19 protein-coding genes are annotated in these 20,127 nt (G+C 52.1%); 15 read left to right on the forward strand and 4 right to left on the reverse strand.

What is annotated here, in order from left to right; all coding sequences use genetic code 11:
• Window positions 1-154 precede the first annotated feature (154 nt).
• The 12 genes from nqrC to agp all read left to right on the forward strand — a co-directional run bounded on the left by nqrC (window position 155) and on the right by agp (window position 12,308).
• The gene (gene nqrC, locus EHN13_RS13670) at window positions 155-907 is read left to right on the forward strand and encodes an NADH:ubiquinone reductase (Na(+)-transporting) subunit C (protein ID WP_124021563.1); all 753 of its coding nucleotides are present in this window, start codon (window positions 155-157) and stop codon (window positions 905-907) included.
• Window positions 908-1,179: 272 nt separating this feature from the next.
• A complete protein-coding gene (locus EHN13_RS13675) occupies window positions 1,180-3,129 on the forward strand; it encodes an FTR1 family iron permease (protein ID WP_048212091.1) in 1,950 nt (649 codons plus the stop codon).
• 29 nt (window positions 3,130-3,158) lie between these two features.
• On the forward strand, window positions 3,159-3,686 hold the full coding sequence (locus tag EHN13_RS13680; protein ID WP_003035987.1) for an iron transporter: 528 nt from the start codon (window positions 3,159-3,161) through the stop codon (window positions 3,684-3,686).
• Between the two features lie 200 nt (window positions 3,687-3,886).
• The gene (locus EHN13_RS13685; RefSeq protein ID WP_061067648.1) at window positions 3,887-5,266 is read left to right on the forward strand and encodes a Fe-S-containing protein; all 1,380 of its coding nucleotides are present in this window, start codon (window positions 3,887-3,889) and stop codon (window positions 5,264-5,266) included.
• A 4-nt stretch (window positions 5,267-5,270) separates the two neighbouring features.
• Window positions 5,271-6,554, forward strand: coding sequence for an ABC transporter permease (locus EHN13_RS13690; RefSeq protein ID WP_124021564.1), 1,284 nt, complete (start codon window positions 5,271-5,273; stop codon window positions 6,552-6,554).
• Window positions 6,544-7,674: an ABC transporter permease gene (locus EHN13_RS13695; protein WP_061067650.1), complete on the forward strand. Its 1,131-nt coding sequence runs from the start codon at window positions 6,544-6,546 to the stop codon at window positions 7,672-7,674. The genes EHN13_RS13690 and EHN13_RS13695 overlap by 11 nt, the downstream gene beginning before the upstream one ends.
• Window positions 7,675-7,678: 4 nt before the next feature.
• A complete protein-coding gene (locus EHN13_RS13700) occupies window positions 7,679-8,374 on the forward strand; it encodes an ABC transporter ATP-binding protein (protein WP_124021565.1) in 696 nt (231 codons plus the stop codon).
• Entirely contained in the window at window positions 8,361-8,846 is a 486-nt protein-coding gene (locus EHN13_RS13705; protein ID WP_124021566.1) for a TlpA family protein disulfide reductase, read from the forward strand. Before EHN13_RS13700 ends, EHN13_RS13705 begins: the two co-directional genes overlap by 14 nt.
• Window positions 8,847-8,870: 24 nt before the next feature.
• The gene (locus EHN13_RS13710; protein ID WP_061067652.1) at window positions 8,871-9,359 is read left to right on the forward strand and encodes a hypothetical protein; all 489 of its coding nucleotides are present in this window, start codon (window positions 8,871-8,873) and stop codon (window positions 9,357-9,359) included.
• Window positions 9,360-9,445: 86 nt separating this feature from the next.
• Window positions 9,446-10,201 (forward strand): sulfite exporter TauE/SafE family protein, encoded by a 756-nt coding sequence (locus EHN13_RS13715; protein ID WP_101741507.1) that lies wholly within the window; start codon window positions 9,446-9,448, stop codon window positions 10,199-10,201.
• Window positions 10,202-10,270: 69 nt separating this feature from the next.
• Window positions 10,271-10,978, forward strand: coding sequence for an ArsR/SmtB family transcription factor (locus EHN13_RS13720; protein WP_124021567.1), 708 nt, complete (start codon window positions 10,271-10,273; stop codon window positions 10,976-10,978).
• Window positions 10,979-11,066: 88 nt separating this feature from the next.
• A complete protein-coding gene (agp, locus tag EHN13_RS13725; RefSeq protein WP_124021568.1) occupies window positions 11,067-12,308 on the forward strand; it encodes a bifunctional glucose-1-phosphatase/inositol phosphatase in 1,242 nt (413 codons plus the stop codon).
• A gap of 38 nt (window positions 12,309-12,346) precedes the next feature.
• On the opposite strand, the gene EHN13_RS13730 is transcribed toward agp, so the two are convergent.
• Together EHN13_RS13730 and wrbA are read right to left on the reverse strand one after the other, a co-directional pair.
• A complete protein-coding gene (locus EHN13_RS13730; RefSeq protein WP_061067654.1) occupies window positions 12,347-12,574 on the reverse strand; it encodes a YccJ family protein in 228 nt (75 codons plus the stop codon).
• 20 nt (window positions 12,575-12,594) lie between these two features.
• Window positions 12,595-13,191 carry an NAD(P)H:quinone oxidoreductase gene (gene wrbA, locus EHN13_RS13735; RefSeq protein ID WP_003832057.1) on the reverse strand — a complete coding sequence of 199 codons (597 nt, stop codon included), beginning with the start codon at window positions 13,189-13,191 and terminating at the stop codon, window positions 12,595-12,597.
• Window positions 13,192-13,576: 385 nt separating this feature from the next.
• Here wrbA and EHN13_RS13740 point away from each other — a divergent pair, with 385 nt between their 5' ends.
• The 3 genes from EHN13_RS13740 (at window position 13,577) to rutR (ending at window position 15,524) form a co-directional block, all read left to right on the forward strand.
• Window positions 13,577-13,750 carry a con-10 family general stress protein gene (locus EHN13_RS13740; protein ID WP_003036022.1) on the forward strand — a complete coding sequence of 58 codons (174 nt, stop codon included), beginning with the start codon at window positions 13,577-13,579 and terminating at the stop codon, window positions 13,748-13,750.
• A 162-nt stretch (window positions 13,751-13,912) separates the two neighbouring features.
• Window positions 13,913-14,827, forward strand: coding sequence for a DMT family transporter (locus tag EHN13_RS13745; protein WP_124021569.1), 915 nt, complete (start codon window positions 13,913-13,915; stop codon window positions 14,825-14,827).
• A gap of 58 nt (window positions 14,828-14,885) precedes the next feature.
• Window positions 14,886-15,524: an HTH-type transcriptional regulator RutR gene (gene rutR / locus EHN13_RS13750; protein ID WP_048212080.1), complete on the forward strand. Its 639-nt coding sequence runs from the start codon at window positions 14,886-14,888 to the stop codon at window positions 15,522-15,524.
• Here rutR and EHN13_RS13755 read toward each other — a convergent pair.
• Window positions 15,521-15,916, reverse strand: coding sequence for a lysozyme inhibitor LprI family protein (locus tag EHN13_RS13755; protein ID WP_124021570.1), 396 nt, complete (start codon window positions 15,914-15,916; stop codon window positions 15,521-15,523). The two genes, rutR and EHN13_RS13755, sit on opposite strands and share 4 nt — an antisense overlap.
• Window positions 15,917-15,974: 58 nt before the next feature.
• On the reverse strand, window positions 15,975-19,937 hold the full coding sequence (gene putA / locus EHN13_RS13760; protein WP_124021571.1) for a trifunctional transcriptional regulator/proline dehydrogenase/L-glutamate gamma-semialdehyde dehydrogenase: 3,963 nt from the start codon (window positions 19,935-19,937) through the stop codon (window positions 15,975-15,977).
• Window positions 19,938-20,127 lie beyond the last annotated feature (190 nt).

The following is a 20,127-nucleotide window of genomic DNA, read 5'->3' on the forward strand; positions in this document are numbered from 1 at the left end:
AGGTAAGAAAAACATGTTGTTCTGATATTGGATCCTGAAATTATATACTAATAGTTATATATTTTTGATTTTTTCTGTAGTTGCAAATCCACAAAGGTAATGGCATATCTGATGGTGTTTTAAATATCTTATTTCTCGCAGGGATTAAAGAATAATGCGCAAGGGTAAAGTTATTGTTATATCAATGATGTTTTTTTGTATCCTTATTTTTATTGCTGCTATTGTCTGGTTTATGATGTATCAGGGGGAACTCGCTGAACCTACCGGTGAAGAGAAACATGCCGCCATTCTGCATGCTTCAGGCCTGTTGAAATCAGATGCGCAGGATAAAAAAACAATTAACAATTTGTATCAACGTTATATTTTAGCGCGTAAGGTTAATCTGGATTCCGGTGAATGGGTCGCTGATGACGTCCAGACGCAGGGATGTAAAAAACTTGCTCCGGAACATGATCCCGCGAAGATCCATCAGCGCTGTACGATTGCAGATGTATATCTGGTAAAAGATAAAAGCAATAAAATTCAACAAATTATACTCCCTGTTTTCGGTAAGGGCGCGAAGTCAATGATGTATGCCTTTCTGGCTCTTGACCCAGACGGACGTACGGTTAAAAACCTGTATTACTATCAGCAGCGGGAAACTCCTTTTTTGGGAGCCAGAGTGGAAGATGAGAGTTGGCGCAAGCAATGGCCGGGTAAAAAAGTAGTTGATAATAACAGGATGCCAGCACTAAGAATAACTCAGGAGAAACCACAGAATATCGATGAATATACAGTAGATGGTATTTCTGGTGCGACCCTGACATCGAATGGGGTTGAGAGAAGCATCAACTACTGGACAGGCGAACAGGGTTACGGCCGTTTTTTACAACGGATTACTCGTGGTCCTGATATAATAGTTCCCTGATCGCTTTTGTTTTAAATAACGTTTATCTTCATACTCATTGCCGGCCTCATTTGCGTCAGTGAGTATGGGGCAACTCAATTCCATATCACCGATAAATTCTCCTGTATTGACGGCATCATTAATAAATCCCGAATGTCTCAATTTCGTATTCATCACATTTTCATGAGATAAATTTACATAACTTGTTACCTATTGACATTTTTATGATCCAGGTCATGTACAACGCAAGCCAAAATCGATAATGATAATAATTATCATTTGTATTTTACGGGATGCGTACCGTGCGTAAGTTCTGTGTTTTCCTGCTGACCACTTTGTGTAGCTTGCTTGTAAGCCTTCATGTATGGGCCGCAACAAACTATGCTCCGTTAATTGAGGATATTGAACAACGTCTTGATAAAACAGCAGAACTTTACTCTCAGCAACAAACTGATGAAGCGCGGCGAACGGTGCAAATGGCTTACTTTGAGGTATTTGAAAACCTTGAAGGTCCTATTCGAATCAACATTTCCGCCAGCAAAAGCTATGAGATGGAAAGCGCTTTTGGTGAGATTCGTCGCATGATTGGCGAAAAAAAATCGCTCTCTGACGTGCAGTCTAAAATCGACTGGCTCAAAGCCTCGCTGCGCGAAGTTGAACCTGTGTTAGATGGCGGACATCGCCTGGTTGCCGAAGAGCAGCACAATGCGTTTTCCAGGACAGATATCGCCGTACACTGGCAAGAAAGTTTTCGCGTTATCGACGATTTGTTGGCTCAGGCAGTAAATAACTATCAGGCCGGGAATTTAAGCGTAGCCAGCCAGAACGTTCAACAAGCGCACTATCAGGGTTTTAAAAACTCAGAGATGGAAATGTCGGTCAGACAGAATCGATCGGCAAAAGACGCTGCTGCGATTAACCAGCAATTTTCTGCGTTGATTGCGCTCACCGCAGAGCCGGATCGCCTTAATGATGTCTCTTATCAGGTCACGACGTTGTTACAGGATATTGAGGATCTTCTGCCTGGTCTGCCTACTACCCGTGACGAACAGCAGGTCACGGCGGTGCAAAACACGGGGAATACGCCCACGGCACAGGATGATATAGCCCGCGCAGACTGGGCTGCCGTCTCGTTGGGTATCCATCAAAGTATTCAGAAAGCGATTGCCCGTTACCAGGAGGGCGATGCGAAGAATGCCATTCTGGATGTGCAAGACAGTTATTTTGACCGCTTTGAAGCTAGCGGTATGGAAAACAAAATCGGTTCTCGCGATTCGGCATTTAAAACCTCGCTGGAGGCTTACTTCACGCGTCTGGTTAGTCTGATGAAAGCGGGTCAGCCAGTGGAAAGACTCAACGCTGAAGCCAGCGCACTGGAGCAGGATTTACAAAAAGCAGTGGTGATGTTGGGGGAAGGAGAAGAAACCCAGTGGAGCCTGCTGCTCTACAGCCTGATGATCATTGTCCGCGAAGGACTGGAGGCCCTGCTTATTGTGGCGGCCATCGTGGCTTATATGGTGAAAAACAATCACCAGGATAAGCTTCCGTTAATTCGCCAGTCGGTGATTGTCGCATTAATCGCAAGCGTCATTACCGCTGTGATATTCCAACTCCTGTTCACGAATTCCGGCGCCAGCCGAGAACTGCTGGAAGGCGTAACGATGCTGATTGCCGTCGTCATGCTGTTCTTCATGAGCTACTGGTTACTGTCTAAAGTCGAGGCTCGCCACTGGAAAGCATGGCTGGAAGGGAAACTGTCCCACTCACTTTCCCGTGGTTCACTGGTTGGACTGTGGCTTACCAGCTTCCTGGCGGTTTACCGCGAAGGGGCGGAGACCGTGCTGTTTTACTACGCCCTGATCGGGGATGCGAATGATATTTCTGGGCATATGGCGATTGCGGCAGGTTTTGTTATCGGCTGTGTTGTTCTGCTGGTCGCCTGGCTCATCATGCGCTACTCGGTTGTACGCCTGCCTTTGAAGCCGTTCTTTATGTTTACCGGCAGTTTTATGTACCTGATGGCCTTTGTATTTGCGGGCAAAGGGGTTCTGGAACTGGTGGAAGGTAAGCTGTTCCAGCCAACGTTGATTAACGGCTTCCCTGAAATCAGTTGGTTGGGAATTTATCCCTACGTGGAAACGTTATTACCGCAGGCCATATTGCTACTTGCGGCGCTGGTGGCGCTGTGGGTGATGCGGCGGAAAAGCACTGTTCCTGGGGAAACGATAAAAACTAATCTATAGCTGTTATTTGAGACGAGAGGATATGTCTGATGACCATGAAGAAAACCCTGATTGCCAGTGCAGTGATGGCCGGTATTTTCACTGCTCCGGCAGCGTTTGCCTTTAAGGAGTATCCGGCAGGCGAGCCTGTCACCATGAATGAGATGGAACTGGCCGCTGTGTACCTGCAGCCAATCGATATGGAACCGCGTGGCATGGGATTACCGGCAGCAAAAGCCGATATTCACCTTGAGGCGGATATTCATGCCGTGGAAGGCAGTAAAAATGGTTTTGGCGCAGGCGAATGGATCCCTTATCTGACTATCAGTTACACCTTGATTAACAGTGATACGGGTGAAAAACAAGAAGGTACGTTCATGCCGATGGTTGCCAGCGATGGCCCTCATTACGGTGCGAACATCAAAATGATGGGGGTGGGTAACTATAAAGTGACCTATCACATCGAACCGCCGTCAAAAGCAGGTATGCACCGTCATACAGACAGTGAGACCGGCGTTGGTCGCTGGTGGAAACCATTTGATGTGAGTTATGAATTTAAATACGTCGGCCTGAACTAAGCGCTTTTCCATCAGGCTGCTTGATTTGCCATTTTGGACCGGGCAGTGCTCACAATCTTACGTACGAAGTGTACCCACGATTTGTTTTGCGCTGCTCATGTCTTAACTGACCGCGAACTTATCCCCCTGATGGGCAGGCTCTAAATTATCGATGTACCTGGATAGTTACATCATTCAATCCGCCGTACAGAGTCGATGTTATGAGTTATTTTTTTGTCACGACGCTACAGGTTTTTTTCTGCATTGCGCTGCTCTCCGGGGTTCTCTGGAGTCGCATCGATCCCCCTTCATTGCGCCCACTCGTCTGGACCTTATTCACAGGCTTAATCCTTGGCGTGCTGGTGGGACTTACCCTCCGCGGCTCGCAGCCAGTGCAATTGTTGCTGGTTGGCACAGAAGTGATGATTACGCTGCTGTTTGTATTGAGCTTCTGGTGGGTATCAAAGCGCATTCGCTACCTGTGGCAAGGGATTTTGGTGTTTGGCGCAGCCCGACATTGGGCTTTGGATCCCAATCTCGGCGGATTAACCAGCACCCATGTGCTAAATACCGATCTGCTGTTGAATCTGACGGCAATGCTATTGGCATTTGCGATCCTCTGCCTGGCGGGGGTACTGAGCGCTATGCTGTTGCGTCGTATTCGTGGACTCTACTGGCCGTTGACGCTGATTCTGATGGTCATGATTTGGCTGCCATTAAGCGGTAATTTGTTGCTGCTGTTAATGAAACTGCAGGTGCTACCGCTGGCGAAATCGCTATTGAGTTTCGTGGCCAAAGTGACAAACAACGCGGCGATGTATAACTGGTTGGGGGCCGCCTTATTACTTGCTCTGGCACTGTGCTGGGTACCGGCGTTGTTACGCGCGATCCGCCAGACGCGTAAAGCCGATGAGCCGATTGCTTATCGACTGGCGCTGGCGCATCGTCGAAATGCATTTCGTCTTTGGCTGGTCACGTTAGGTTGTGCGGTGGTGGTGATCGCCGGGCAACTGTGGTGGGAAAAAGTCGCCTCTCAACCGCCGCAGTTGTCAGAAGCCATTCCGGTACAACTTGCCAGTGATGGCATGGTTCATCTGCCAATAGAACGACTCCGTGATGGCAAGCTGCACCGCTTTGTTTGGGTGGCCGATGATGGTAAAGCGGTACGTTTTTTCGTGATTAACCGCTATCCCGACAAGTTGCGTTTGGGGGTGGTTTTTGATGCCTGTCTACTGTGTGGCGATCAGGGTTACGTGATGGAAGGTAATCAGGTTATCTGCGTGGCATGCGGGGTACACATTTTCATTCCTTCGATTGGTAAACCTGGTGGTTGCAATCCGGTGCCGATTGAAAACTGGCGTAATGATGAGAAAGAGCTGGTGATCCCAGGTAAAGAGCTGGCTGCTGGCGTGAATTACTTCTCGACGGTCATGACCATCAAGGTGACCGACCCGGTTGATGGTTCCACATTGACCAATACTTCTGCTGACTACAAATACAGCTATGGTGGCAAAACCTGGTTTTTCTCGTCCGAGGCCAATTACGATCGCTTCCGTAAAACTCCGGAACAGTTCGTCCCTGCTGAATTGAGGGAGGAGTAACAAAATGCTGTGGCGAATGTTACGACAATCCTGGGGGCGTAATCTCCGACGCAAGGGGCTGGCTATTATGACTGTCTTTCTTGCGTCCAGCCTTATCTCCGCCCTGCTGGCGGTGTCGATTGATATTGGCGATAAAATGTCCAGAGAATTGAAGTCCTATGGTGCCAATATTTTGATTGAACCTGCCGGACAGGCGGCGCTGCCTGCACTTTTCAGTGAAAACAGTAATCCACTATCAGGACAGGATTTCCTTGATGAAGCGGAACTCCCCAACATTAAGGATATCTTCTGGCGCAACAACATTGTCGGCTTTGCCCCTATACTTGGCGGTGATGTCGACGTTAACGGCAAAGAAGTACGTATTCTCGGCACCTTCTTCAGCCAACCGGTAGATATTCCAGATGAAGAAGGGTTTGAGACGGGGCAAAAAACGGTAAGCCCGTTCTGGCAAGTGACAGGCCATTGGCCGCAAGAGCCTGCTGGTGATGCTCCTCAAACACTGGTAGGGCATGCGTTGGCGCGACAAACGGGCTGGAAGCCAGGCGATCAACTGGTGATCCGTACCAGCAATACAACGTTGAATGTGACCGTCAGCGGCATCCTCTCCAGCGGCGGGGATGAGGATAACCAACTGGTTATGCCGTTGAGCTCGGCGCAAACGTTGCTGGGTTTACCCGGCAAAGTGCAGGCCATTCGTGTCTCGGCGCTGACGGTGCCGGAAAATGAGTTGTCGCGTCGGGCGCGTGAAAATCTCGATGCACTGAATGCTGAAGAGTACGACCTTTGGTACTGCACGGCCTATGTCTCGTCCATTGCTCATCAACTGGAGGAGGCTATTTCCGGTGCAGAAGTTCGCCCTGTGTGGCAGGTTGCTGCATCTGAGGGGGTTGTAATCGATAAAATTCAGTTGCTGATGGCCGTCGTGACCGTCGCAGCACTGGCAGCTTCGGCTATGGGAATCGCGTCACTGATGACCAGCACCATTATGGAGCGCGCTAAAGAGATCGGCCTGATGAAGGCGCTTGGCGCGCATCAGTGGCAAATCATGCTGTTGTTCTATCTTGAAGCCGCGTCCAGTGGACTGGCCGGTGGGGCATTGGGATGTGTTGCTGGATGGGGAATGGCGAAAGCGATTGGCCTGATGCTATTTGATGCGCCATTGAATTTTGCCTGGATTGTGGTGCCATGTGTATTGGTTATTGCGGTCCTGATTGCCCTGATTGGCACCTGGTTCCCGGCCCGCCGTATTGCCCGCCTGTATCCTGTGGAGGTGCTGTATGGCCGCTAAACGTACCATGCTCTGGTTGCTGGTATGGCGGGCGCTGCGTCTGCGTTTTCAGCGAGTTAGCGTAGTATTTGCCGCATTGATGGTCGGGGCGACCATTGTGACCGCGCTATCTGCGGTGTGGTTCGACATCAATACCAAAATGAGTGAAGAATTGCGGACCTTTGGCGCAAATTTCTACATCGGGCCAGGCCATGGCTCCAGCATGCCGCAGCAAGCGTTGCAGACTATTTTAGATCAGGCACCGCAAGGCCTGGTTCACGGAGCCAGTCCTTGGCTTTACGGTATGGCGCGTACCGAGCTGGAGAAGGTGGTGATTGTCGGCGTGTGGTTTGAATCCTTGCAAAAGCTGGTGCCGTACTGGCAGGTTCAGGGGAGTTGGATTGGTGTTAGCTTTGACGATCGCAATGCGATGATTGGCGTCAAATTGGCTGAGCGTCTTAACGTCCAACCGGGCGATAACATCATCCTGGTGGATCACAATCAGCGCAAAAACTTACAGATAAAAGGCATTGTTGAAGCCGGTGATGCGACAGATAACATGCTAATTGTGAGTCTTGATGTGGCGCAGGCGTGGTTGCATCAGCCCGATAAAATCAGCCATGGGCTGCTGAGTGTCAGTAACGATGTCGGTCAGGTGGAAAACTATGCCAGCCGATTGCAGGCTCAATACCCGGATCTGGAGATCCGTCCTATACGGAAAGTCTCCGCATCAGAAGGACAGGTACTGGATAAAATAAAAGGGTTAATGGGGCTGGTATCGGTTGTGATCCTTGCGCTGTCATCTTTGTGCGTGAATACCACGTTGATGGCCATTGTGGGTGAGCGGGCCAGGGAATTTGCGCTGCAAAAAGCGTTGGGGGCCAGCAACGGTGATATTGTCCGGCAAATTCTCCTTGAAACCTGCATTATCGCGCTGGCTGCAGTGGTTTGTGGGTGGATCTTAGGGTACATGTTGGCCCAACTACTGGGACTGACCGTATTCAATGCCGCAATAGCGCTACGCTGGCCAGTGCTGCCCATCACCCTGACATTATCTTTACTGGTCGCCATTCTGGCGGCGATTGTTCCGGTCCGTCGCGCGGTTAGCGTCGAACCCGCAAAAGTGTTGAAAGGAGAGTAACGCAATGTCCGTTGTGCAGACCCCGTCAATGGCGATTGAAACCCGCCATTTATATAAACGGTTCGGCGATGTTACCGCCTTAGATGACATTAACCTGCAAATAGTGCAGGGGGAGTTTGTCGCGATTATGGGCGCTTCTGGTTCGGGTAAAACGACACTGATGAATATTCTGACCTGCCTGGACACCGCGACAGAAGGTCAGGTGTTTTTAGATGGGATTGATGCTGCCGCACTGGATGAAGAGGGGCATCGCCGTTTTCGCGCTGAGAAAATAGGGTTGGTATTCCAGCAGTTTCATCTGATCCCGTTTTTAACCGCGCTGGAGAATATCATGCTGGCGCAACACTACCATAGCGTGGTAGATGAAGCGGCGGCCAGAAAGGTTCTGGAACAAGTCGGTCTTGGGCATCGAGTAACGCACCTGCCGAGTCAACTTTCTGGGGGAGAGCAGCAACGGGTGTGCATTGCCCGGGCGCTGGTCAATGAGCCGCCGGTGATTTTTGCCGATGAACCTACGGGTAACCTTGATGAAGAGAATGAACAGCGGGTGTTGGATCTACTCACTGACCTGCATCGGCAGGGGCGCACTATTGTGATGGTGACGCATAATCCGGCGCTGGGGTTATTTGCCGATCGTATTATCCGTTTGCAGCATGGCAAATATCAGGGTGAGGAGGCGAATCAACATGCGCTGGATTAACGTATTAACTTTCGCCATTTTGGTTCTGATTAGTGGGTGTAAAGAAGAGAAGTTGGTGGTTGGGCAGCAAGCCCCGGCGCTGGCAACATTCGACCTGCAGGGGGGAGAAGCAGGGCTTGAACGCTGGCGTGGAAAGGCTGTTTATCTAAACTTTTGGTCGGCGGGATGCGGTGGCTGTCTTGCCGAAATGGACGCGCTGGAAGCGCTAAGTAAAAAGTGGGGCGATAACGTTGTGGTCGTGGCTGTGAATACCGATCCGGCAACGGTTAACATAGATGACTTACTGGCGAAACATCAGGTTCCTTACCCGGTACTCCGCGATCAGCTTAAGATTTCCCAGGAGCGCTATCAGGTCATCGGTACGCCAACCTCTGTGTTAATTGACAGGGACGGTCGTGTACTGGAATTACACCAGGGGATGCGGAAACCGCCTGAGTTAGATGCAACGTTTGCGCGACTGGCCGCCCGATGAACGCGATACAAAGAGAAACACTATATGGCATTCAGGTGGAATAAAGAGAGTCTGGCCGTCCTGCGTGAAAACGCAGGCGTTCTCACGACGGAGCAGATTGCGGGGATGCTTCGCACTAATATTACGGTTGTGCGCAATATGGCGTATCGACTGAAACTCAGCCTGCGAGTATCCGCCTACAATCAAAAACGTATTGAGCAGGTACAAACTCTCTATACGTCTTCTGAACCACTAAATCTGAAAGAGATTGCTGCAAAAACTGGACTGACATTCAGTACGGTGCAATACATTGTATATGTGAAATTAAAAAGTAAACCATATACCAAACGGGAATATGTTTCCTTTGAAACTGATGATGCGGTTCATTATCGGATACAACGAGAGTTCATTGATACTGAGCGTTCCCTTTTACACAACATCCCAGATAACACGTGCTTTCATCAATTGTATCTGACAGACGGAACCTTATATTGTGCACGTAATATCCGCAGCGAAGTGATTATCTGCGAATAATTGGATGGCATATTTCGTCACCCGACGAAGCAAGTATTCATAGTTGCGTTTAACCTGGCTTATCTTTTTTTGTGGGAAAATAAAGAATGGCCAATGTATACGCATTTGAACCCTCCCTGGTGATGATGATTACCGTCACGTTTGTCCTCGCCGGGATGGTGAAAGGTGTCACCGGTATGGGTTTGCCCACGGTGGCGATGGGGATCCTCGGATCGCTTATTTCTCCGGTCGCAGCGGCGGCGATGTTGCTGTTACCCTCTCTAATTAGCAATCTGTTTCAGTTTGGCGGTGGTGGTAACACTGGCCGATTGCTGCAACGATTGTGGCCTATGCTGCTGGCGGTGGTGATTGCCACTTTGCTTGCCAGTGTCTGGATCACCGGGGGCGACACAACCCGGACCCAGTTTGCGCTGGGTATGGCACTGGTTGCTTATGCTATCTGGACGCTGGCGGGAAAGAAAATTACCGTGGATCCGCAGCGTGAAAAACCCTTTTCCCTTGTCATTGGATTCGTGACCGGTTTATTGACGGGGGGAACGGGGGTATTTGTCATGCCCGCCGTGCCATGGATCCAGTCTTTGGGCTTTGAAAAGGATGAACTGGTACAGGCGCTTGGGATCTCTTTTACGTTTTCGACACTGGCGTTAGCACTGGGCTTGTGGTGGCACAACGCGCTGCCCGTACAATCCCTAAGTTTGTCGGCTTTGGCCATTGTTCCTGCACTTATTGGCCAGTGGATAGGAACCCGTGTGCGAAGAGTTATTTCTCCGCTCGTGTTTAAACGCTGTTTTCTGTTTTGTCTGATCGGGCTTGGCGTAGAGATGATGCTGCGAGCGGCGTGACCTGTGCAGTGACTTTAGGGCGCTCTCATGGCATCGTTCATTCAGCTATTTAGGGTCAAAGGGGGCGTTATGGCATCAGTGGTGTTAAATGAAGAAGAGGACGATCTGGAGTCGAGAATGGCGCTTACTGCGGCGGTAATGGCCGATAAGTCGCGCTCGCGTATGCTGTGCGCCCTGATGGATGGGCGCGCCTGGACTGCAACCGAACTTAGCGCTGTGGCGGATGTGTCTGCGTCGACCGCCAGCGCGCATCTGGCGCGTCTGTGCGAACAACGCTTTGTTGTGGCGCTTGCGCAGGGCAGGCATCGTTATTTTCGCCTTGCGAGTCCCGATATCGCCGAACTGCTGGAGCGCCTGATGGGCGTGGCGTGGAGCACATCCGTACCACGAAAAATTACTACGCCGCTAAGCTTGCGGCATGCCCGAACTTGCTACGATCATCTGGCTGGAGAGGTGGCGGTAAGGCTGTTCGATACGCTGGTTTCCCGCCAGTGGTTAACGCCGGATGGCGAAACGCTGACGTTACTTGGACAGGAAAAGCTGGCGCTGATGGGGATTGTCCTCACTGCTGGCTCATCCCGGCGGAAATTAACCTGTGGTTGTCTGGACTGGAGCGAACGACGTTATCATCCCGGCGGCGTGCTTGGCGCATCGCTGCTGCGCTGGTTGATTGAAAAGCAATGGATAAAAACGCAGACAGGCAGCCGCCACGTTACCTTTACCCCACTTGGTGTGCGCAAACTTCAGACGGAGTTTGGCATCCAAACGACACGGTAGATGCCCCATTTTTGCGAAAGCGTTCCCGGAAAAATGTCATATATCTGTCACACTCTGTGGTGATTGATAACAACAAGAGGTCGTAGGGATGAATAAATCGTTAATCGCCGCCGCTGTGGCAGGGGCTGTATTACTGTCCACCGCCGCGCAGGCGCAGACCGCGCCGGAAGGCTATCAGCTTCAACAAGTATTGATGATGAGTCGGCATAACTTACGCGCACCTTTAGCCAATAACGGCAGCGTTCTTGAGCAGTCCACCCCCAAACAATGGCCAGAATGGGATGTCCCCGGCGGACAACTCACCACCAAAGGCGGTGTGCTGGAAATCTATATGGGTCACTATATGCGAGAGTGGCTGGCAGAGCAGGGGATGGTGAAATCGGGCGAATGTCCGGCGCCGGATACGGTTTATACCTATGCTAACAGCCTGCAGCGCACTGTTGCTACGGCGCAGTTCTTTGTCACCGGTGCTTTCCCTGGTTGCGATGTTCCGGTCCATCATCAGGAAAAAATGGGCACCATGGATCCCACCTTTAATCCGGTGATCACCGATGATTCCGCGGCATTTAGTCAGCAGGCCGTTCAGGCGATGGAGAAAGAGCGTAGCAAAATGCAGCTCGACGACAGTTACCAACTGCTTGAGCAAATGACAAACTACAAAGGCTCGCCGTCCTGCAAAGAAAAACAGCAGTGTTCTCTGACTGATGCGAAAGACACATTCAGTGCTAAGTATCAGCAGGAGCCAGGCGTGTCGGGGCCGCTGAAGGTGGGGAATTCGCTGGTTGATGCCTTCACCTTGCAATATTACGAAGGCTTCCCGATGGACAAGGTTGCCTGGGGCGAGATTAAATCCGATCAACAATGGAAGGTGCTGTCGAAGCTGAAAAACGGCTATCAGGACAGTCTGTTCACCTCCCCGGAAGTGGCGCAGAACGTCGCCAAACCGCTGGTGAAATATATTGATAATGCGCTGGTTACTGAACGCGCGAAAGCACCGAAAATAACTGTGCTGGTGGGACATGACTCAAACATCGCTTCGCTGCTCACCGCGCTGGATTTCAAACCCTACCAGCTTCACGATCAGAACGAGCGTACGCCGATTGGCGGGAAGATTGTCTTCCAGCGCTGGCATGACAGCAACGCAAATCGTGATCTGATGAAAATCGAGTATGTGTATCAGAGCTCGCAGCAGTTGCGTAATGCAGACGTTCTGACGCTGAAATCCCCGGCGCAGCGCGTAACGCTGGAGCTGAAAGGTTGCCCGATAGATGCGGATGGTTTTTGCCCGATAGATAAGTTCGACAGCGTGCTGAATGAGGGGGCGAAGTAAAAGAAAAACTCCCCCGTGTTCGCGGGGGAGTCTGAGCGCTAGACGTTTTTACGTTCGATAGTCTGTTCACCCCAAAAGAGCGAATCTTTGTCTGTTTTTTCAAAGGCTTTGATGAGTACCTCGTCGCTACCTTCTTCCCAAATTTTTTCCGCCAGTTTTTCGTCATAATTCGCGACTTCAAAAATGGCTTCGGCTATTTCCGGCGATGTATTGCGCAGACTTGCCCATTCACCAACGTGATGAGCTTTCGCTTCTTGAGTTGGCATTCGAATCCTCCTGTTGAAGATTAGCCGTTGAGTTTTACTGCCAGACCCGCGACATATTCACCCTGATAGCGGGCGATAGATAACTCTTCCTGACTTGGCTGACGAGAGCCGTCGCCTCCGGCGATGGTCGTTGCGCCGTAAGGTGTGCCTCCACGAACTTGTGAGACATCAAACAGTTCTTGCGCCGCATAACCGATGGGTACAATCACCATCCCATGGTGGGCAAGTGTTGTCCAGGTTGATGTAATGGTTTGTTCCTGACCGCCGCCAGTGCCTGTTGAGCTGAATACGCTGGCGAGTTTGCCGTAAAGGCCGCCAGAAGCCCACAGTCCGCCAGTCTGGTCGAGGAAGGTGCGCATCTGGCCGGACATATTGCCAAAGCGTGTCGGGGTACCAAAAATAATGGCGTCGTAATCAGCCAGTTCTTGCGGGGTGGCGACTGGTGCGTTTTGGGTTTTGCCGCCAGCCTTGAGGAAAATCTCAGGCTGCATGGTCTCTGGTACGCGCTTAATAATCACTTCCGCGCCATCTACCTTATTTGCGCCTTCTGCGACTGCATGGGCCATAGTTTCAATGTGTCCGTACATGGAATAATAAAGCACCAGAACTTTTGCCATTTTACACTACTCCTCGAGTTAACTGTGTCCGTAGCGATTCGCTACCTCCCTTTAAAGATATGACGTACGGCCAGGAGTGCAAATTTCACAATCACTTCTTTGATTTATAACAATTTTTATAACAACTGTTTTTGTTGCAAAATGATACATTTTTAACCGAGCGGAATTTGGTAGCCATAAGAAAGACTTATTGATTTCATGCCGCGATTATTAACATCTGGCGGCCATTCCTGTTGCAGAATATTACAGTTCGCCGGTTATCCGGTTACTCTTCACTATGCTTAATCCCACGCAGTAAAAATCAGGGCACGGCCCTTGCGCTGCGTGAGGTATCACTCCTCAGTACCTATGCAATATGATGGCTAATCAATGACGGAGGTCAGTAATGGCAAACCATCGGGGCGGTTCCGGCAACTTTGCGGAAGACCGCGAAAGAGCATCAGAAGCAGGTCGAAAAGGTGGCCAGCACAGCGGGGGCAACTTCAAGAATGACCCGCAACGCGCTTCAGAAGCAGGAAAAAAAGGGGGCAAGAATAGTCACGGCAATAACAAATCGTAATTGTCGGGCTGTCTGTTAGAGATATCGTGACGGCTGAGTGTTCAGAGACAGACGTTACGTCGCCGCCGCCGCCGGGTCGTTCCGGCGGTTTTTTTTGTCTGCAAGGTTGAACTGTAACAAAACGCAACGCAGACTAATGACATTCAGATAATCGGGTGTCTCATGTCATTACTTTCTCGTTATTCCTTCTCTGTTAAACCCCAGGAGGCGATCCTTATTGTGATCACCATGTTCTGGGGCGGAACGTTTTTGGCTGTGCAATATGCTGTCACGCTGAGCGGTCCCTTTTTCTTTGTCGGCGTGCGTTTTGCCACCGCCGCGCTGGCGGTCGCGCTTTTGTCGTTACGCACATTGCATAAGCTAACGTGGCTGGAATTCAAAGCAGGCGTGGCAATCGGTATCGCCATTGCGCTGGGCTATAGTCTGCAAACCTGGGGACTACAGTTTATTCCCAGCAGTAAATCGGCGTTTATTACTGCGATGTACGTGCCACTGGTACCGCTTTTACAATGGCTGTGTCTGGGACGTATGCCCGGACTGATGCCGTGTGTCGGTATTGTGCTGGCTTTTATCGGGTTGATTTTTCTCGCCGGGCCAGGAGGCAATTTGCTGGCTTTGGGCGAAGGAGAGTGGATCACGCTCGCCGGTGCGGTGGCGATTGCGGCGGAAATTATCCTGATTAGCGCGTGGGCGGGAAAAGTGGATGTACGGCGGGTAACGGTAGTGCAACTGGCAACTGCTTCGATAGTGGCGTTTATTGCGATGGGACCAGCCGGAGAGACCGTACCGCCAATGTCTACCGGATTGCTGGTTGTGGCGTTGGGGCTGGGGATTTTCAGTGCGATTATCCAGGTCACCATGAACTGGGCGCAGCGTAGCGTTTCGCCGACGCGCGCGACGGTTATTTATACCGGTGAGCCTGTATGGGCGGGGATCTTTGGCCGTCTGGCGGGTGAACGCTTACCGCTACTTGCATTGCTTGGTGCGGCATTCATTATTGTTGGTGTGCTGGTCAGCGAGCTGAAGTTCAAAAAGAAGAAAGCCGTCCAGCAGGAGGCTCCGCCCGAGTCGCTTTAATTTAACGTTTCAGTGTGCGATTTGTTATGCTGGCGCCCTCAGAACAAGGAGAGGGTGCATGGCTCAAGGCGCAGAGAAAAAAACAGGTAAACGCTCGCAGGCCGTGAGTGCAAAACGCCAGGCTATCTTAACCGCGGCATTAAATGTCTTTTCCCAGTATGGCATTCATGGCACGCGTCTGGAGCAGATTGCGGAACTGGCGGGGGTGTCTAAAACGAATCTGCTTTATTACTACCCTTCTAAAGAAGTGCTCTATATTGCCGTATTACGCCAGATCCTCGATATCTGGCTGGCACCGCTGAAGGCCTTTCGCGAGGACTTTGCGCCACTGGCGGCGATTAAAGAGTACATCCGACTCAAACTGGAAGTGTCCCGCGATTATCCGCAGGCATCGCGACTATTTTGTATGGAAATGCTGGCAGGCGCGCCGTTGTTGATGGCTGAGTTAACTGGCGATCTCAAAACGCTGATTGATGAGAAATCTGCGCTGATTGCTGGGTGGATTAAAAGCGGGAAGCTGGCGCCGGTCGATCCGCATCATCTGATTTTTATGATTTGGGCTTCAACCCAGCATTACGCCGATTTTGCCCCACAGGTAGAGGCAGTGACGGGCGCAACGCTGCGTGATGAAGCCTTTTTTAACCAAACCGTTGAGAGCGTACAGCGGATGATTATTGAAGGGATCCGCGTGCGTTAACCTGCCGGCGGTAACGGACAGCTTAAATCACCTTCTTCGCACTGTAAGAGCGAGGCGAGAAACGCTTCGCGCTCGTTGGTTTTGTCCGTTAAACACTGGCTGGTGATCATCGACTGTATGCTGCCGCCTTCCGTGCCTGAACTGATCAATGCGCAGTCTGCATCGCGCAGGGTAATCCATGCGACCTGTGCTTTTTTCAGTAAATCACGTTGGGTGGGGGCGGCGCGCTTCAGTGCATTCTGATAAGTATCATTTAGCTTTGCGTCGGCCGTCTTATACTGCTCAGCGGCGCAGGCATTCATTTCAATTTGGTTGTTTGCGTTGGCGCAGTCATCCGCCAGTGCGTGACTGCTTAGCAGCAGTGCGGCACAGGTCAGTACAATTCGTTTCATGCTTCCCTCTGGCTTCATAAAAAAGGCTCCGTTGCCGGAGCCTTAATTAACCACAACCTTAGCCGATTGTCATCAGGCTGGCGTTCCCCCCGGCAGCGGCAGTATTGACGCTCAGGGAGCGTTCAATGTACAGCCTCTCCAGCAGAATATTGCTTTCGCCACGGGCAAAGCCCTGGACCGAGACAATCGCCCCTTCGCGGGCTGCCACAGATTCGCACAATGCGCGAAGCTGATCGGAATCGCCGTGGAAAATAACGGCATCAAACGGCTGCGAGCTGATGTTGTCCGCTTTGGCAAACTGAATACGCCCGGAAACCGCAGTTGGCAGACGTTTTGCCAGGTCGCGATGGAATGCATCATCAGGCCACAGGATTAAGCTACCTACGGAAGCCACCGCGGCAACCTGTACCAGTGCATCCTGCTCATCATCGGCGATACACAGCACGCGTTCGCGCGGCAACAGCGTCCAGGTATTGCGCTCGCCGGTGGGTCCTGGCAGCAGGCGTTGCGTTCCGGCCTGTGCGAGTTCGCCAAACTGCTGACAGAGCGCATGCAGCGACGGGCGATCGATTGCCCATGCGGTGAGCGCTTCCAGCGGTTGAATCAGCGCTGATTTAAGCTGTGCATCGACAGGGTAGTCTGCATCCTGACGCGTAAGCGTAATGCCTAACGCATTTTCCGGACGGTTAGCCAGCAGGCGGTACAGATACAGCGGTCCACCCGCTTTTGGTCCGGTGCCTGACAAGCCTTCGCCACCGAATGGCTGCACTCCGACGACGGCGCCGACCATATTGCGGTTAACATACAGGTTCCCCACATGTGCCGAGCCCGTGACCTGGGCGATGGTTTCATCGATACGGGTGTGTACGCCCAGCGTCAGACCGTAGCCGGAGGCATTAATTTGCTCAATCAGGCTGCCCAGATTGTTACGGGTGTAACGCACGACGTGCAGTACCGGACCAAACACCTCTTTTTGTAATTCATCGAAGCTTTCCAGCTCAATAAGCGTCGGGGCGATAAAGGTACCGGTTTGCCATTCCCGCGCATCGTCGCTATTTTCGCGCACGGCCTGGAACACCGGACGCCCTTTGGCGCGCATGGCCTGAATATGGCGCTCAATATTGGCTTTGGCTTCTTCATCGATAACCGGCCCGATATCGGTAGTCAGGCGGCCCGGGTTGCCCATGCGGCATTCCGACATCGCGCCGCGCAGCATTTTCAGCGTATGGTCGGCAATATCATCCTGCAGACACAGGACGCGCAGTGCCGAGCAGCGTTGTCCGGCACTGTCAAAGGCAGAGGCCAGAACGTCGACCACGACTTGTTCCGTCAATGCGGAGGAGTCGACAATCATTGCGTTCATCCCACCGGTTTCGGCGATAAGCGGGATTGGACGCCCCTGCGCATCGAGACGAGTCGCGATATTGCGTTGTAACAGCGTGGCGACTTCCGTGGAGCCGGTAAACATGACGCCGCGAACGCGCTCATCGGAAGTGAGCTGCGCCCCGACCGTTTCACCCTGACCAGGCAACAGTTGCACCACGCCCGGCGGTACACCCGCTTCGAGTAAAATGGCAATACCCTGGGCGGCAATCAGCGGGGTTTGTTCCGCAGGTTTCGCCAGCACGCTGTTGCCCGCCGCCAGCGCGGCGGCAATCTGTCCGGTGAATATAGCCAGCGGGAAGTTCCAGGGGCTGATACAGACCACCGGGCCTAACGGACGATGGGTTTCATTATCGAAGTCATCGCGCACCTGGCCGGCATAATAGTGCAGGAAGTCGACCGCTTCGCGTACTTCCGCAATGGCGTTGCTGAAGGTTTTACCCGCTTCTCGCACCAGGATGCCAATCAACTGCTGCATCTGACCTTCCATCAGCACGGCGGCGCGATGCAAAATAGCGGCGCGCTCTTGTGGCGGTGTGGCGAACCAGATCGGCGCGTTATTTACCGCGTTCTGTAATGCCTGTTCCACCTCGCTGTGAGTCGCTTCACGCACGTAACCGACAATGTCTTTCGGTTCGGCCGGGTTGACGACGGGCGTCATTTCACCGTCAGCAACCGGATGTTCGAGTATTGGCTTAGCGTGCCATTTTTGCAGCGCGCTGTTGAGCAGGGCAGAGGACAGCGAGGCCAGATGATGTTCGTTAGCTAAATCCAGCCCGCCTGAGTTTTCCCGGCCTTTACCGTACAGGTCATGCGGCAGGGCAATCTTCGGATGCGGCAGCCCGGCCTGACCTTCCTGCTGTGCCAGTTTTTCAACAGCTTCGACTGGATCGGCAACCAGTTCGTCCAGCGGCAGGGTGGTGTCTGCAATACGGTTGACGAATGAGGTGTTGGCGCCGTTTTCCAGCAGACGACGCACCAGGTACGCCAGCAGCGTTTCGTGCGTGCCGACCGGCGCATAAATGCGGCATGGACGGTTCAGCTTGCCATCAGCGACTTTACCGGTGACCTGTTCATACAGCGGTTCACCCATACCATGCAGACACTGGAACTCATACTGACCTGGATAGTAGTTTTGACCCGCTAACTGATAAATGGCCGCCAGCGTATGCGCGTTGTGGGTGGCGAACTGTGGGTAGATCAGATTCGGTACAGCAAGCAGTTTTTTCGCACAGGCCAGATAGGAAACGTCGGTGTACACCTTACGGGTATAGACCGGATAACCTTCCAGACCGTCCATTTGCGCACGTTTGATTTCGCTATCCCAGTAGGCGCCCTTAACCAGGCGGATCATCAGGCGACGGCGGCTGCGCGTGGCGAGGTCAATCAGGTAGTCGATAACATACGGGCAGCGCTTCTGGTAGGCCTGGATAACAAAACCGATACCGTTCCAGCCCGCCAGCTCAGGTTCAAAGCACAGTTTTTCCAGCAGATCGAGGGAGATCTCCAGTCGGTCAGCTTCTTCGGCGTCAATATTGATACCGATGTCATACTGGCGTGCCAGCAGGGTCAGCGACTTCAGGCGCGGATAAAGCTCATCCATCACGCGGTCATACTGCGCGCGGCTGTAACGCGGGTGCAGCGCCGACAGCTTGATAGAAATGCCAGGCCCTTCATAGATACCGCGCCCGTTTGAGGCTTTGCCAATGGCGTGGATCGCCTGTTGGTACGACACCATATAAGCCTGGGCATCGGCGGCGGTCAGTGCGGCTTCACCCAGCATGTCATAGGAGTAGCGGAAGCCTTTTTCTTCCAGCTTACGTGCGTTAGCCAGTGCTTCTGCAATGGTTTCTCCGGTGACAAACTGCTCGCCCATCAAGCGCATTGCCATGTCGACGCCTTTACGCACCAGTGGTTCACCGCTCCTGCCGATAATACGGTTGAGTGAGCGTGAAAGGCTGGCTTCATTATGCGTAGAAACCAGACGACCGGTAAACAACAGCCCCCAGGTCGCCGCGTTGACGAAAAGTGACGGGCTGCGTCCAATGTGCGACTGCCAGTTGCCGTTGCTGATCTTGTCGCGGATTAACGCATCGCGGGTTGCCTTATCAGGAATACGCAGCAAGGCTTCCGCCAGACACATCAGCGCGACGCCTTCCTGTGAAGAAAGGGAGAACTCCTGCAATAAACCTTGTACCATCCCGGCGCGGCCGCTGGCGGTCTTCTGGTTACGCAGTTTGTCTGCCAACTGATAGGCCAGTTTATGGGCCTGCTCTGCGATGGGTTGCGGCAGACGAGCCTGCTCCATCAGCATCGGCACTGCGTCGGTTTCGGCGCGGCGGTACGCGGCGGTGATTGCTGCGCGGGAAACAGACTGCGGCAGGATCTGCTCTGCAAATTCAAGGAAAGGCTGGTGCGCTTCATTTTGTTGCGCAGTGGATTCCTCGCTCTCATTTGCCGCACCCGCCAGCAGAGCAGGCAGCTCCGGAAGCGCATCATCATTTTCCAGTCTTTCGAGATAATTAAAGATGGCTTGTTTGATCAGCCAATGCGGCGTGCGATCGATTCGTGATGCTGCTGTTTTAATCCGCTCGCGCGTAGCGTCGTCCAGTTTAACCCCCATCGTGGTGGTTCCCATGCCGTTTACTCCTGTTGTACTGAAATACGGGTCTGATAGTTACCGAGAAATATCCACTATGTTGCAACTTTGTGCAACCGTGTTAAATGTGACTTGGTTTGCAAGCTTGGAAATGAATGAAATGTTAATAAATGTGAGTTTTATGATGTGGGCTGTAAAAATTACAAAATCTTTTTCTCTGCGGTAGTTA

The organism is Citrobacter youngae, assembly GCF_003818115.1.
GTDB classification, from domain to species: domain Bacteria; phylum Pseudomonadota; class Gammaproteobacteria; order Enterobacterales; family Enterobacteriaceae; genus Citrobacter; species Citrobacter youngae.

Excerpts from the sequence above, each read along its gene's own strand:
- nqrC (WP_124021563.1), top strand. The coding sequence starts at position 155 with ATGCGCAAGGGTAAAGTTATTGTTATATCAATGATGTTTTTTTGTATC.
- EHN13_RS13675 (WP_048212091.1), top strand. The coding sequence starts at position 1,180 with ATGCGTACCGTGCGTAAGTTCTGTGTTTTCCTGCTGACCACTTTGTGT.
- EHN13_RS13680 (WP_003035987.1), top strand. The coding sequence starts at position 3,159 with ATGACCATGAAGAAAACCCTGATTGCCAGTGCAGTGATGGCCGGTATT.
- EHN13_RS13685 (WP_061067648.1), top strand. The coding sequence starts at position 3,887 with ATGAGTTATTTTTTTGTCACGACGCTACAGGTTTTTTTCTGCATTGCG.
- EHN13_RS13690 (WP_124021564.1), top strand. The coding sequence starts at position 5,271 with ATGCTGTGGCGAATGTTACGACAATCCTGGGGGCGTAATCTCCGACGC.
- EHN13_RS13695 (WP_061067650.1), top strand. The coding sequence starts at position 6,544 with ATGGCCGCTAAACGTACCATGCTCTGGTTGCTGGTATGGCGGGCGCTG.
- EHN13_RS13700 (WP_124021565.1), top strand. The coding sequence starts at position 7,679 with ATGTCCGTTGTGCAGACCCCGTCAATGGCGATTGAAACCCGCCATTTA.
- EHN13_RS13705 (WP_124021566.1), top strand. The coding sequence starts at position 8,361 with ATGCGCTGGATTAACGTATTAACTTTCGCCATTTTGGTTCTGATTAGT.
- EHN13_RS13710 (WP_061067652.1), top strand. The coding sequence starts at position 8,871 with ATGGCATTCAGGTGGAATAAAGAGAGTCTGGCCGTCCTGCGTGAAAAC.
- EHN13_RS13715 (WP_101741507.1), top strand. The coding sequence starts at position 9,446 with ATGGCCAATGTATACGCATTTGAACCCTCCCTGGTGATGATGATTACC.
- EHN13_RS13720 (WP_124021567.1), top strand. The coding sequence starts at position 10,271 with ATGGCATCAGTGGTGTTAAATGAAGAAGAGGACGATCTGGAGTCGAGA.
- agp (WP_124021568.1), top strand. The coding sequence starts at position 11,067 with ATGAATAAATCGTTAATCGCCGCCGCTGTGGCAGGGGCTGTATTACTG.
- EHN13_RS13730 (WP_061067654.1), bottom strand. The coding sequence starts at position 12,574 with ATGCCAACTCAAGAAGCGAAAGCTCATCACGTTGGTGAATGGGCAAGT.
- wrbA (WP_003832057.1), bottom strand. The coding sequence starts at position 13,191 with ATGGCAAAAGTTCTGGTGCTTTATTATTCCATGTACGGACACATTGAA.
- EHN13_RS13740 (WP_003036022.1), top strand. The coding sequence starts at position 13,577 with ATGGCAAACCATCGGGGCGGTTCCGGCAACTTTGCGGAAGACCGCGAA.
- EHN13_RS13745 (WP_124021569.1), top strand. The coding sequence starts at position 13,913 with ATGTCATTACTTTCTCGTTATTCCTTCTCTGTTAAACCCCAGGAGGCG.
- rutR (WP_048212080.1), top strand. The coding sequence starts at position 14,886 with ATGGCTCAAGGCGCAGAGAAAAAAACAGGTAAACGCTCGCAGGCCGTG.
- EHN13_RS13755 (WP_124021570.1), bottom strand. The coding sequence starts at position 15,916 with ATGAAACGAATTGTACTGACCTGTGCCGCACTGCTGCTAAGCAGTCAC.
- putA (WP_124021571.1), bottom strand. The coding sequence starts at position 19,937 with ATGGGAACCACCACGATGGGGGTTAAACTGGACGACGCTACGCGCGAG.